The 12,086-nt window shown below is 45.0% G+C and carries 11 protein-coding genes; 6 read left to right on the forward strand and 5 right to left on the reverse strand.

All coding sequences use genetic code 11. The features are described 5' to 3' along the window. Positions 1–25: 25 nt before the first annotated feature. The 3 genes from R7Q48_RS20520 to R7Q48_RS20530 all read left to right on the forward strand — a co-directional run bounded on the left by R7Q48_RS20520 (position 26) and on the right by R7Q48_RS20530 (position 4,599). Complete coding sequence (locus R7Q48_RS20520) at positions 26–1,288, forward strand: hydroxymethylglutaryl-CoA reductase (protein WP_025767748.1); 1,263 nt, start codon at positions 26–28, stop codon at positions 1,286–1,288. A gap of 407 nt (positions 1,289–1,695) precedes the next feature. Then, positions 1,696–3,264 (forward strand): DUF1800 domain-containing protein, encoded by a 1,569-nt coding sequence (locus R7Q48_RS20525; protein WP_053349915.1) that lies wholly within the window; start codon positions 1,696–1,698, stop codon positions 3,262–3,264. 9 nt (positions 3,265–3,273) lie between these two features. Next, a complete protein-coding gene (locus R7Q48_RS20530; RefSeq protein WP_318132428.1) occupies positions 3,274–4,599 on the forward strand; it encodes a DUF1501 domain-containing protein in 1,326 nt (441 codons plus the stop codon). An 86-nt stretch (positions 4,600–4,685) separates the two neighbouring features. On the opposite strand, the gene R7Q48_RS20535 is transcribed toward R7Q48_RS20530, so the two are convergent. Continuing rightward, the gene (locus R7Q48_RS20535) at positions 4,686–5,780 is read right to left on the reverse strand and encodes a ketoacyl-ACP synthase III (RefSeq protein ID WP_053349917.1); all 1,095 of its coding nucleotides are present in this window, start codon (positions 5,778–5,780) and stop codon (positions 4,686–4,688) included. Between the two features lie 162 nt (positions 5,781–5,942). On the opposite strand from R7Q48_RS20535, the gene trxC reads away from it, so the two are divergent. Together trxC and R7Q48_RS20545 are read left to right on the forward strand one after the other, a co-directional pair. Next, on the forward strand, positions 5,943–6,377 hold the full coding sequence (trxC, locus tag R7Q48_RS20540) for a thioredoxin TrxC (RefSeq protein ID WP_005376074.1): 435 nt from the start codon (positions 5,943–5,945) through the stop codon (positions 6,375–6,377). Positions 6,378–6,553: 176 nt separating this feature from the next. Further along, positions 6,554–7,714: an MFS transporter gene (locus R7Q48_RS20545; RefSeq protein ID WP_053349918.1), complete on the forward strand. Its 1,161-nt coding sequence runs from the start codon at positions 6,554–6,556 to the stop codon at positions 7,712–7,714. A 49-nt stretch (positions 7,715–7,763) separates the two neighbouring features. Here the strand turns inward: R7Q48_RS20545 and R7Q48_RS20550 are convergent, their stop codons facing one another. Together R7Q48_RS20550 and R7Q48_RS20555 are read right to left on the reverse strand one after the other, a co-directional pair. Then, entirely contained in the window at positions 7,764–8,153 is a 390-nt protein-coding gene (locus R7Q48_RS20550; RefSeq protein WP_005387988.1) for a nitrous oxide-stimulated promoter family protein, read from the reverse strand. Positions 8,154–8,167: 14 nt separating this feature from the next. Beyond that, positions 8,168–8,677, reverse strand: a complete 510-nt coding sequence (locus R7Q48_RS20555; protein ID WP_053349919.1) for a GNAT family N-acetyltransferase — start codon at positions 8,675–8,677, stop codon at positions 8,168–8,170. 136 nt (positions 8,678–8,813) lie between these two features. Here R7Q48_RS20555 and R7Q48_RS20560 point away from each other — a divergent pair, with 136 nt between their 5' ends. Then, on the forward strand, positions 8,814–9,005 hold the full coding sequence (locus R7Q48_RS20560; RefSeq protein ID WP_005376066.1) for a DUF2986 domain-containing protein: 192 nt from the start codon (positions 8,814–8,816) through the stop codon (positions 9,003–9,005). Positions 9,006–9,054: 49 nt separating this feature from the next. On the opposite strand, the gene R7Q48_RS20565 is transcribed toward R7Q48_RS20560, so the two are convergent. Both R7Q48_RS20565 and R7Q48_RS20570 read right to left on the reverse strand, forming a co-directional pair. Further along, positions 9,055–11,226: a TonB-dependent receptor gene (locus tag R7Q48_RS20565; RefSeq protein WP_206952922.1), complete on the reverse strand. Its 2,172-nt coding sequence runs from the start codon at positions 11,224–11,226 to the stop codon at positions 9,055–9,057. Between the two features lie 89 nt (positions 11,227–11,315). Then, positions 11,316–12,053, reverse strand: coding sequence for a siderophore ferric iron reductase (locus tag R7Q48_RS20570; RefSeq protein WP_318132429.1), 738 nt, complete (start codon positions 12,051–12,053; stop codon positions 11,316–11,318). Between the last annotated feature and the right edge of the window lie 33 nt (positions 12,054–12,086).

The raw sequence follows: 12,086 nt of genomic DNA on the forward strand, positions 1-12,086 counted from the left end.
GTTCGATTTTTCAGTTAACGTTTGTATGCCGAAGTTAAACCAAGATAACCCTGTTCAAAGCTCCGCCCTTTCCGATATCGAAACCAGCAGTAAGATTCAATCGGCATTAGAACCGAAGTTTCACAAGCCAGAGAAACGTCTCTGCTTAAGCCCTGGCCTGTCGGATAAGCATTTGGCGCGCCGTTGGCAAGTATTGGAACACGTGACCAATAAAGATCATCTCCTTGATCCTTTCACGCAGTCACATTGCGATGCTTACTCCAACAACATCGAGCACTTCATTGGTACTGTTAATGTGCCGGTCGGCATTGCAGGCCCTTTGCGCGTCAACGGCTTGTATGCGAACGATGACTTTTTGGTTCCGCTCGCAACGACAGAAGCCGCGTTAGTCGCTTCCTACAACCGTGGCGCAAATCTTATCACCGCCGCTGGTGGCGCGAGCGCATTGTTACTAAGTGAAGGGGTGAGCCGAACACCAGTATTCGCCTTTAATCACCTTGCTGACGCCGGCCAGTTCGTCAGTTGGGTTGTGACCCAGTTTGACGTATTTCGTCAAATTGCGGAATCCACCACCTCACATGGCAAACTCAAAGACATCAATGTAAATATCGAAGGAAACCACGTTTATTTGGTCTTTGAATACGTGACTGGTGACGCTTCCGGACAAAACATGGTGACCATCGCAACAAACGAAGTGTTCCATCATATTTTGGCGACCAGCCCAATCAAACCAACTCAAGCATTCTTGGATGGCAACTTATCAGGCGACAAAAAACCAAACGCGCACACACTGCGCTCGGTACGCGGTAAGAAAGTATCCGCCGAAGTGACCATTCCTGCTGAGTTGGTGGAAAAATATCTGCATACGACGCCGGAGTCTATGGTTCAATTTGGCAAAATGACCACAGTGGGCGGTTTACTCAGCGGGACAATTGGCGTCAACGCGCATTACGCAAACGCGCTTGCCGCGCTGTACATTGCTTGTGGTCAAGATGCCGCTTGCGTTGCAGAGTCTGCCATTGGAATCACTCGTATGGATGTGGACGCTCAAGGCAACTTGTACGCGTGCGTGACCTTGCCAAACATCATGGTGGGGACGGTTGGTGGTGGTACTGGCCTTCCAACGCAAAAAGCATGTTTGGATATTTTGGGTTTGCACGGCAACGGCAATGCGAAAGCGTTAGCCGAAGTCGCAGCTGCGCTTTGTCTGGCTGGCGAACTCTCGATCGTGGGCGCATTTTGTGCCGATCACTTTTCTCGTGCTCACCATAAGCTTGCCCGAAAATAACCTTTGTTGCTTTGTACAAGAGAACATCCGTGTGGTTTTCTCTTGTGCAAACCAATGGACTTTATTTATTGGCTCAATAATTTCTTGAAACTAACTTAAGCCTTAACAAACATACCAATCTCTTGTTAACAGTACTTTAGCTGTCCCCCTTCTATATCCATTGCGATATCTCTGCTTATTACTCTTCACTGGCCATATTTAATATCAGTATCTTAGAAAAAATAGCATCAAAAACTTCTAGCACTATAGTACCAAATTCACCGTTTGAGTTTTTTGTTCACCACTTATAGCTACTATACTCGCCTATGCAGCTGCTTGATTTTCATAAATTTACTAAACAGCTCAAAAGAGCTTAATAACTCCCGTTAAATGGACTTAAATCGTTACTTCGGGTAAGCGAGTTAACTATGAGACGTCAGAAGCTAAATAAAATCTCTGCTTGGGTACTAGGATTGGCTATCTTATTGCTGAGCCATGTGTCTAATGTATCAGCACAAATACAGCAATCCCCATCCGATCAAACCGTTGCGCGTTTTCTCTATCAAACCTCTTTTGGACCAACACCTGCGTTAATTAATGAGGTTAGGGAAAACGGGTTAGAGGATTGGATACAGAAGCAAATCAACCTGCCAGCAACCTACCATCAACCACTTTATCAAACGCCTTTTTCTAAAGGCCTACAGTCAAACCGAGAAAATGCTTGGTATCAAATTGTTGTTACTGCTGAAGATCAGCTCAGACAGCGAACGGCTTATGCATTGAGTCAGATCGTAGTCGTTTCTCGTTATGGCGGCGTTCTTTCCAGCAAACCTACAGGGTTAGTGAATTACTACGATCTGTTGGTTGAGCATGCGTTTGGCAACTACCGAGACCTGTTGTATGACGTTTCCATCCATCCAGTCATGGGGAGCTATTTGTCTATGCTCGGTAGTGCAAAAGAAAATAGTGCGACAGGAACGCTTCCCGATGAGAACTTTGCTCGAGAGTTAATGCAGTTATTCACTATCGGTTTGTATGAACTCAATTTAGATGGCAGTAAAAAGCTAAACCACGCAACAGGCAAACCTATCCCCACGTACAATCAAACTGATATTCAAGAGCTCGCGCGAGCATTAACTGGATGGAAAAATTCCGACATCGCATTCGTGAAACCGATGCGAGTTATCAGTCAAAGACACGACACCGGCGAGAAGCGATTTCTAGGGAACGTGATCCCATCGGGTCTAACCGCACAAGAAGAGCTTTCAAAAGTGATTGATATGTTGATGTCTCACCCAAATGTTGCTCCATTTGTTTCAAAGTTACTTATCCAACGTTTGGTCAGTTCAAATCCAAGCCCAGAGTACGTCGCGCGTGTTGCTACGATATTTAACAACAATGGGGAAGGAGAAAAAGGCGATCTAACCGCCGTTGTTCGAGCCATATTGCTCGACCCTGAAGCATTAGGGATGACGGATACCCCGCCTATAAAAGTGAAAGAACCGATACTGGTCCTGACTAATTTTCATCGAGCATCAGGTTTTACGATTAAAGGATCACGTTACGAAGACGCAACAACGATGATGAACATCGCTAATCAAGGGCCGCTTCGTTCTCCTTCCGTGTTTAATTTTTACTCTCCAGACTATCAGCCGTCTAACGAGTTTACGGAGTCTGGTATTAACTCTCCAGAGTATGAACTTCTCAATTGGTCTGTTTATACCGATTTGGTCAACTATATGTTAACCAGCACTCGTAGAGGAGGTGGTGATTCCTACCACTTCGATCTTAACGAGTTTTATCTTCTTCTGGACGATCACCGTGCCTTAGTCGAATTGGTTAACGAGCGTTTCTTTGCTGGAACGGCTTCTGCTGAATTGAAAGAGCTCATGCTCACCGCCCTGAATGATTATCGTGGGGACTATGTGCCAACAACAAAACTCGCTCTAGTGATATTTACCGCCATTTCTGGCGACGAATTCTATATTCAGGATTAGGAGTGAATTATGGATATTTCACGACGACATTTTATACAAAGCACGCTATCGATGGGCGCATTAGCCTCTCTTAGTCTGCCAGGTTACTCTCTCGCAGCGCCATCCAATGACTTTCGAGCATTAATATGTGTGTATTTAGCAGGCGGAAACGATGCATTCAACACCGTACTGCCATTATCGGAGGCGCATTATCGTCAATATTCCAAAGTCAGAGGGCCACTCTCTGTCGCCAAAGAAGACATACTCCCTATCAATTTGAGTGCTGTCGATAGCTCAAATCACCCAGTGAAGCTCGGCTTACACCCAAAGTTAAATGCGTTAACTTCCGTTTTCGAACAAGGCGATGCCAGCATCGTGCTCAATAGTGGCATTCTCAACCATCCCGTCACCAAACAAGCTATTGAGCAAGGTGAAGCATCACTTCCCGAGCAACTGTTTTCTCATAATTCTCAAACAGACGCTTGGTTACTTGGTGGAATGAGCGAGTCTAAAAATCTTGGTTGGGCTGGCAGAATGTTGGATGTATTAAACTCTGAATCAGAAATAACACCGCTATACAGTGTGCATGGCAACTCGCTTTGGTTACGGGCAATGGAACACCGCCAAACCGTCCTGAAAAAAGATCGCGCAGTTCAGCTTACCGCGATTGATAACCCGCTATACAAGGGGATCTATGATCGCCTTCTCTCTCATCAAACTGACAATCCATTTAATGGTCATTTTAATTTGATGGTTGATGAGTCGATGGTAATGAGTAGTGTACTGAGCGAGCAACTCAACCACATTGCTGACGAGCCGCTGTTTACGTCATCGACGCTCGGCAAGCAGATGCAAACCGTGTACAAATTGATAGCAAGCCAAGATGTCCTGAAGCAGCAACGACAAGTCTTTTTCGTTAAACACTCTGGGTATGACCTGCACGATTCGCAATTGGCACGTCATCCAGTGTTACTTGAGGATCTCGCGACAAACCTTTTAGCAATGTATCGTGCGGTCGAACGGTTAGGGCTAAACAAACAAGTCACCTCTTTCACTATGTCTGACTTCGGTCGACGGATGATGAGCAACGGAAATGGTACCGATCATGGCTGGGGTGGCCATCAACTATTAATTGGAGGCGCGGTAAATGGGAAACAACCTATCGGTACATGGCCGGAACTAATACTGGGCGGAAACGATGATTACTCTCAAGGCCGACTCATACCCAAAATTGCCGCTGATCAAGTTGGTTCAACACTAGCACAGTGGATGGGCGTGAGTGATAACGCTGCACTGGAATACGTCTTCCCGAACATCCGTAATTTTACTCATTCAAACCTGGGTTTTATGGCTTAAGATATTTTTCAGGTTAGCTGTAGAACGCATCATCAAATAAGGGAGCCTCGCGCTCCCTTACCCATCTTATGTTTGCAGAGTGTCCGTTACACCTCGTCGCGACGGCGTTCGTTACACAGCTTAATGGCACGCTCAAGTAATTCTAACGCGGATTGCTCACATTCAGGCAGAACCGCATCACTTTCAGAAACTGGCGTTACGCGGTCACCCCATTTCAATACTGCCGCACCCCATGTCAAACCTGCACCAAACGCAGCAAGAAGCATATTATCACCTGGGTTAACTCGACCTTGCTCTACCGCTTCACACAATGCAATTGGCACCGTCGCAGCTGAAGTATTGCCATAGTTTTGAATGTTAACAAACGCTTTGTCGTGCGGAATTCCAGACAGGTCACACAAGGTTTGAATAATACGAATATTCGCTTGATGCGGAATCACAACATCGATTTGTTCCGTCGTTAACTGTGATGCTTTCAGTACGGTTTTCGCAGCTAGCCCCATGCCTTTTACTGCACGTTTGAAAATTTCTTGTCCTACAAAGTTGAAATCCCAGTAACCGTTGTCTTCCGCAAAGCGATCCATACAAGTACCAAACTTTGGTACGGACAGAATATCGCGGCCTTTTGCGTCACAACCGATTTGAGACTGCAGTAAACCCGTTTCTTTTTCCGTTCTTGATAACACAACGGCGCCCGCACCATCACCAAATAGAACAGCGGTATCTCGCATTGCCCAATCGATGTAGAAAGACAATCTTTCCGCACCAATAATGATCGCGTTACGATAGTTACCTGATTGAATCAAACGTGTGCCCGTTTCTAGGCCATAGACAAATCCCGTACATGCGGCATTTAAGTCAAAGGCAGCGGCTGCACGAATACCTAGGTTCTGCTGTACCTTAGACGCGATATTTGGAATCAATGAATCTGGTGAACAAGTCGCCACAATGATTAAATCCACGTCTGTTGCATCGACGCCTGCTCGAGCTAATGCATGTTTAGCAGCAACGGTCGCCATGTCTGACGTGTTTACATGACTAATACGGCGGTTTTCGATACCAGTGCGGGTACGAATCCACTCATCGGAAGTATCGAGGAAAGTGCTAAGATCATCGTTAGAGAGCACGGCTGGCGGAACACATTTCCCCCAACCTGTAATTTCAGCGTAGTAATTTGTCATCGCAGACCTATTTATTGTTGTATTTTAATAAAATTTCTTAGAACCTTAGGCTCAAATACAAACCTGCGCTGCGTTATTTCGGCAGGTTAAAAAATAAGTATACAAATAATGAGGCTGACTGGTAAGTCATGTTTTCATCAATACGTAATAAAGGAAGAAGTCATGTCATCGTTTAAAACTCGCTGCCCTTCGTGCGGCGGTCTAAATCGTGTCCCTAATGAGCGCGTTGCCGAATCTGCAACTTGCGGTAAATGTAAAAGTGCACTTTTAGACGGCTCGCCTATCGAAGGTACACAAGATAACTTTTCTGCTCTATTACAAAGTGATATGCCTGTTGTAGTAGATTTTTGGGCCCCATGGTGCAACCCGTGCGTTGGTTTTGCTCCTGTTTTCTCTGATGTTGCTCATGAGCAAGCCGGAACGGCTCGTTTTGTTAAGATTGATACCGAAGCTCAACAACAACTTGCGGCGCAATTTGGTATTCGCAGTATTCCTACCATTATGGTTTTCAAGAATGGTCAACGCGTTGATATGATCAATGGTGCGTTACCTAAAACTCAATTCGATCAATGGTTAAATCAAGCACTTACTAAATAATCTTCCACGCCAACCTTGTTTGTAGGTTGGCGTTTTTATGCAACTTATCAACCTATCTAGTTAACAAATATTATTTGTCGAAACGACTTAAATTTATCATTTTACTTGCCTAACTATTAGCCTCATATTCGCGCCGAATAACCCTTAGATTTCATTTAACTTATAGGCGCAAAACAGTGGAAAACACAGTCGTTCCTGCAGCATCACCACGAGTTACAGCTCCAGTCGTCGCACTGTCTCTTTATGCGGTGGCTTCGGGCTATTTAATGAGCTTGATCCCTCTCATGCTCGGTGAATACAACATCTCAGCAGATTACGCGAGTTGGTTGGCGAGTGTGTTTTATGGCGGCTTATTAACCGGTGCTATTTTTATTGAACGTATCGTACGTCAAGTTGGTCACCGTAACGCGTTTATTGGTTGCTTGGCCGTATTTTCGCTAACTATCGTCACACTACCCGTGTTTGCTAACGGATTGATGTGGCTTGCCGCTCGCTTTATTGCGGGTATCGCGGTTGCTGGTGTTTTTGTCATTGTTGAATCTTGGCTAATGTCTGGAGACGAAGCATCGCGTGCGAGACGTTTGAGCTTGTACATGCTATCGCTTTATGGTGGTTCAGCATTAGGCCAGTTTGGTATTGGCGTGCTTGGCGTAAGTGGCGGCGTTCCGTTTATTGCGATCACGACGTTGATCCTAATGGCGATGCTGGTGCTAATGTTCATTGAGTGTGAGCAGCCAAACAGCCATGAATCAACCGCTTTATCATTTAAGCAAATTGCCAAACTAAACCATGCAGCAATTATTGGTTGTGTTGTTTCAGGTTTGACCTTAGGTGCGATCTACGGATTAATGCCAGTTGAGTTAACTAACCGTAAAATTAGCCATCAAGACATTGGTACATTGATGGCGCTAGTGATTCTAGGTGGCATGCTAGTTCAACCAATGGTGACCGCGTTAAACAAATACATGAGCCGCACAGTGCTAATGGCGTTTTTCTGTATTTTGGGTATTTTTTCGATCGGTATGACGTTTATTTCCTCGTCAGCCGTGGTATTGGCTGCTGCATTATTCTTTTTAGGTGCAGCTACTTTTGCCTTGTACCCGATTGCAATCAACTTAGGTTGCGAAGGACTTGATGAACGCTTTATTGTCTCTGCGACACAAGTCATGCTGTTTAGCTACAGCATCGGCTCTGTTGCTGGCCCAGTTGTCGCTGATAAATTTATGGGCCAAGAACACGGCTTACTAGGCTACTTGTTTGCCGCTTTGGTTGCGACTGGCGTATACATGCTACTTGCTGCGAGCAAAACCAAGCAGCGTATGGCCGCTGGCCTCTAATCACGCCGCTTCTACTCAACGAAAACGAGGGCATGTCGCCCTCGTTTTTTTATTCTTCGCATTTTTGTTTAGATAAACGCTTGTGACGGTTTGACGCGTTCGCTGCAGGCTTTTCCGGTACCATGCGCTTTTCATGAAGCAAATGACGAACCGCCAAGATGGGATGTTTCAGTAACATTCTGGGGCCAGAGTAACGCATGACCAAACGCATTTGTTCTTTCGGCTCTGGTTTGTAGCAGTGAATCGGACATTTATTACACGTCGGTTTATTCTCTCCATAAGGACAGCGGTCGAGGCGCACTTCTGCGTATTCAAGCAGCTCACGACATTCTGAGCATAAGTCACGTTTTGTTCCATGATGGTCATGACAGTAAACCTCTACCATGGCTTTTACTGTCTTAAATTCAGTGGCGAGTTTGCCAAGTAAAATATCGCTCATGCGCTATCCAAAAATCACAACATCATTGTGTAAAGTTCTAACGTGCGGCCATTATCATATTGCTGCTCAACTCGTTCAAACTCAAAGCCCAGTTTTTTGAGCAAACTTATACTACGAATATTGTCATTGTTGGTGATGGCAACCAAATTATCGAGTTTCATTTCCTCTCTAGCGTATTCCAGCACTGCGGTTGCAGACTCCGTTCCGTAGCCGAAGCCATAAGCGGAAGGTAAAAATCCATATCCGAGATCATAGTGTTGTAATGTGTCACGTTTAACCAACCCACAAATCCCGATGGGTTGTCCATCTTCTTTCTTCTCTACAACGAGTAAACTCACGCCTCTAATTTTTTGCATGCGTAGCATGTTTTCTTTTATGTAACGCGCCGCTTCATATTCGGTACGAATTTGTTTGTCTCCGACAAAACGGTAGAAGTCTGGGTGGTTATAAAGTTCTAGTATAAATGGTGCATCATCTACACTCACAAGACGCAGTATCAAACGTTCGGTGTACAGTGTTTTCATTTGGGCTCCATTAAAACGAGATAGATGATTGGACATAGGAACGTACTTGAATTTTGCGACCGATACCGGCGCTTATTTAGTTGTAACTTGATAAAAAAGTAACTATCCTGCCTCGCTAAATTAAAGGACCACCACCATGAACCGCAAGAAGAAAATCAATCAGATCTTGAAAGCGAAGCAGAAGAAGCATAACGCTAAGCTACATAAGAGCAATAAGCCGCGTTATATCTCCAAAGCTGAACGCGCGAAAATGGAAGCTGAAGAACAAAACCAAGCTTCAGAACACACGGAAAACGTTGTAGACACAGCGCAGACAGATCAAGCCTAAAAGAAAAGCCGCTTCAAGCGGCTTTTTTGATATTTGGAGCGAGTTAGCTTTAGTATTCAACACTGTAGTTCAGTGTGAATGTGCGACCTCTTCCTTTGTAGTCGTACGCTGCTGCATCGTAGTGTGCTGCATAAAGAATCTGCGCACGTTGTCCCCAAGCGGTTGTGTAGTCTTCGTCAAATAGGTTTTGAATACCAAAACCTAACTGCCCGATAGGTAGTGTTATGTTACCAAGAAGATCAAACGTAGTGTATCCATCTAGTTTATTGTTTGCGTCATCTTCGTAATCAAACATCGTCTGGCTTTGTAAACGTACTGAATAGCCATCCTGATAGTAAGCCGCCCACGCGTTCGCTTTTGATGTACTTGCTTTACCCGCGCTTAGATCTTCCCACTTACCGTTGGTTTTAAGCTCAGAAACCACATAGTGACCTGATGCACCTAACAAAATATCACGGTTTACCCAGTAGTTAATGTTTGCTTCGGCACCGTATACACGTTGCTCGTCATCAACATTGGTGATTAGGAGCGTCTTCTTGTCATACTTGATTGAGTTATCCGAAACCGAGTAGTAACCCGCCGCTTGCAGTGCGACAGTATCGGTATCTAATCGGTAACCAATTTCATAGCTGTCCGTTTTGATGCCCGACATTTTTGAGTCAGATACATTAATGCTATTGTTCAACGCGTAGTGACCATTTGCATCCGCGGCATCGTAGCTACCTTGGCCGTAGTACTTTGCAGGATCAGCGAGTTCGAAACCTTGAGAGAAGTTCGCCCAAAGCTGAGATTCATCGTTAAGCTGATAAATAGTGCCCAAATTAAATAAGCTCACAGAGTAGTCGGTGCTGCCACCTGGTACCGCATCCGCTGATACACCATTACCCGATGCGATCTTCTTTTGTATACTATAGGCAACAAAATCATCAATCTTATTGTCCATGTATTGGTAGCGGTAGCCTGCTTGTACTGACCAATCTTGATTGATTTGGTAATCCCCCTGGACAAACATTGCGTAAGACGCCACATCAACATCAGGGTAACGCCCCACTTCGGCATAGGTTCGATTAATTAAGTTCCCAGAGCTGTTCGCAATGGTTGGATCGAACAGAGCCTGGTTACTTTCAAAACGGTCTAAGTACGCATCGACACCATAAACAAGTTTGAATGACTCCCAGCTTTTAGCTAACGCTAAGCGCCCAGCAAAAACTTCTGTTTTTTGTTGAGAGGCACTTTGGTAATAAGGAGTAAAGGTTTGGTCTTCACTACGGTAAGATAACTCGCCTATCAGTTGATGACCGAATACGCTGTCGTGAGCGTAGTTCGCACTTAAGAGAACTCGCTCTGTACCATGTTCGCGGTCGGAATCGAACCCCTCTCGTACATCAACAAATTTATTGTTAACAATGTACAAACCGTATGGCGAGTCTTGCTGGCTGTCATAGTATTGTGCGACAAGGTTTAACTTGCTGGCATCGGAGATTTGAATCTCGGTCGATCCCATAACATCGAGCGTTGAATTATACTGCAAAGAGCCCTGTGAAATGTCTGGGGTGACAATGTCGCCATTTGCGTCAAATGCACCTTGTGTCTCGGTGTACACAACCGAACCTCTAGCGGCAATTCGTTCATTACCACCCGAGATAGACTGAGCGAGTTTGTAATCAAAATCATCGCTGCTATTAAAACCGGTAGTGCCACTCACGTAGGATTCAAACGACAAGTCATCCGAGTACGCTTTCTTGGTGATAATGTTAATAACACCACCAGTAGCGCCTGCACCATAAATGGAGGTTGCACCAGATAGTACTTCAATTCGCTCGATGTTGAATGGGTCTATTGCATCTAACTGACGACTAATCGGGCGAGAAGACTGTAACGAGACACCATCAATCATTACCAACATTGCTCTACCGCGAAGGTTCTGACCATAATTAGTTCGACCACCGGTGCCGACGTCTAAAGAAGGGATGGTTGCAGAAAGAATATCACCCAGTGTCTTGCCCGCACGATATTGCTGAGCAATCTCTTCTTGGCCAACAAACCAAACCGTTCCTGGAATATCGGAGATCGATTTCGGCATCACACTGCCTACAACAACCAATTGCTCATCGCTCGGAGTCGATGTTTGTTTAAGATCTTCTGCTGCTATTGAGCTAACTGCGTATCCACTGCTCATCGCAAGTACGATGAGATTGAAAGAAAACGTCCTTTTCATCATTGTATTTATCTTTTTGTTGTCAACAAGAGCATGCAATGATACTTATTCTCACTCTCAAATCGAGCATTGTTACACAAGTTAAATAAATGTTAATTAAGCACCTTCTTGCTCATAAGCTGTCGATTTTCCTCTAAACGAGGACAATCTGCACAAAGCTTTCTGCCTTCACACTTATAGACTAAACAACAGCTTTTTCTTACTAACTTTAGCGGCTGATCAGATTCCGTCTCATGAAGTGAGCGGCTATTATCAACATCCAAACCCATTGCGCTTAGCCACAAGACCGCATGCTCCTGAAGTGTCGAGTTAGTCATTTGCGGAAAGCGCCGTTGGAGACGAATTAAACAAGCCATGATTCCGTCCGACATCAATTGATGGGTGAAGCCAGGACGAATGCGTGTCCATTGACTCATCTCTTGTTGATAGAAGTCGAACAGTTCTCGGATTTGACGCCCCGCCTCTTTTATCAACGCTTCTGACTCGCCATGTATATGCGCTTCGTCGGCGAATCGGTACCCAGAAACAAAACAAGGTTTGAGGTGCTGCGCTATCTCGCGAATGTTTGGCAACGTGTGGTAACCGTAAATAGAGATGAATGCGACATAAACTGGCTGCCAACAAAGTAAATCCCACGTTCTTGTCAACCAATATGCTTTTCCCGCTTCCGGATGAGCCTCCGAGATTTGCTGGTAAAGGCCTTGGATGATCGGGGTGATATCATTCTCGATATGGATAGCTTCTTGCCCTATCTCGCCGATATCACCGTGTAGATAAGGTGTAATCTCACTCGAAGTTTGAAACAGTTGCGGGAAAAATTGCTCAGACATGATGGCTTATTGTTGGTGTAGTCATTCTGACAC

The sequence above is a fragment of the Vibrio sp. 378 genome (genome assembly GCF_033339435.1).

Bases quoted from the DNA above. Each gene is read 5' to 3' on its own strand.
- R7Q48_RS20520 (WP_025767748.1), top strand. From the start codon at position 26: ATGCCGAAGTTAAACCAAGATAACCCTGTTCAAAGCTCCGCCCTTTCC.
- R7Q48_RS20525 (WP_053349915.1), top strand. From the start codon at position 1,696: ATGAGACGTCAGAAGCTAAATAAAATCTCTGCTTGGGTACTAGGATTG.
- R7Q48_RS20530 (WP_318132428.1), top strand. From the start codon at position 3,274: ATGGATATTTCACGACGACATTTTATACAAAGCACGCTATCGATGGGC.
- R7Q48_RS20535 (WP_053349917.1), bottom strand. From the start codon at position 5,780: ATGACAAATTACTACGCTGAAATTACAGGTTGGGGGAAATGTGTTCCG.
- trxC (WP_005376074.1), top strand. From the start codon at position 5,943: ATGTCATCGTTTAAAACTCGCTGCCCTTCGTGCGGCGGTCTAAATCGT.
- R7Q48_RS20550 (WP_005387988.1), bottom strand. From the start codon at position 8,153: ATGAGCGATATTTTACTTGGCAAACTCGCCACTGAATTTAAGACAGTA.
- R7Q48_RS20555 (WP_053349919.1), bottom strand. From the start codon at position 8,677: ATGAAAACACTGTACACCGAACGTTTGATACTGCGTCTTGTGAGTGTA.
- R7Q48_RS20560 (WP_005376066.1), top strand. From the start codon at position 8,814: ATGAACCGCAAGAAGAAAATCAATCAGATCTTGAAAGCGAAGCAGAAG.
- R7Q48_RS20565 (WP_206952922.1), bottom strand. From the start codon at position 11,226: ATGATGAAAAGGACGTTTTCTTTCAATCTCATCGTACTTGCGATGAGC.
- R7Q48_RS20570 (WP_318132429.1), bottom strand. From the start codon at position 12,053: ATGTCTGAGCAATTTTTCCCGCAACTGTTTCAAACTTCGAGTGAGATT.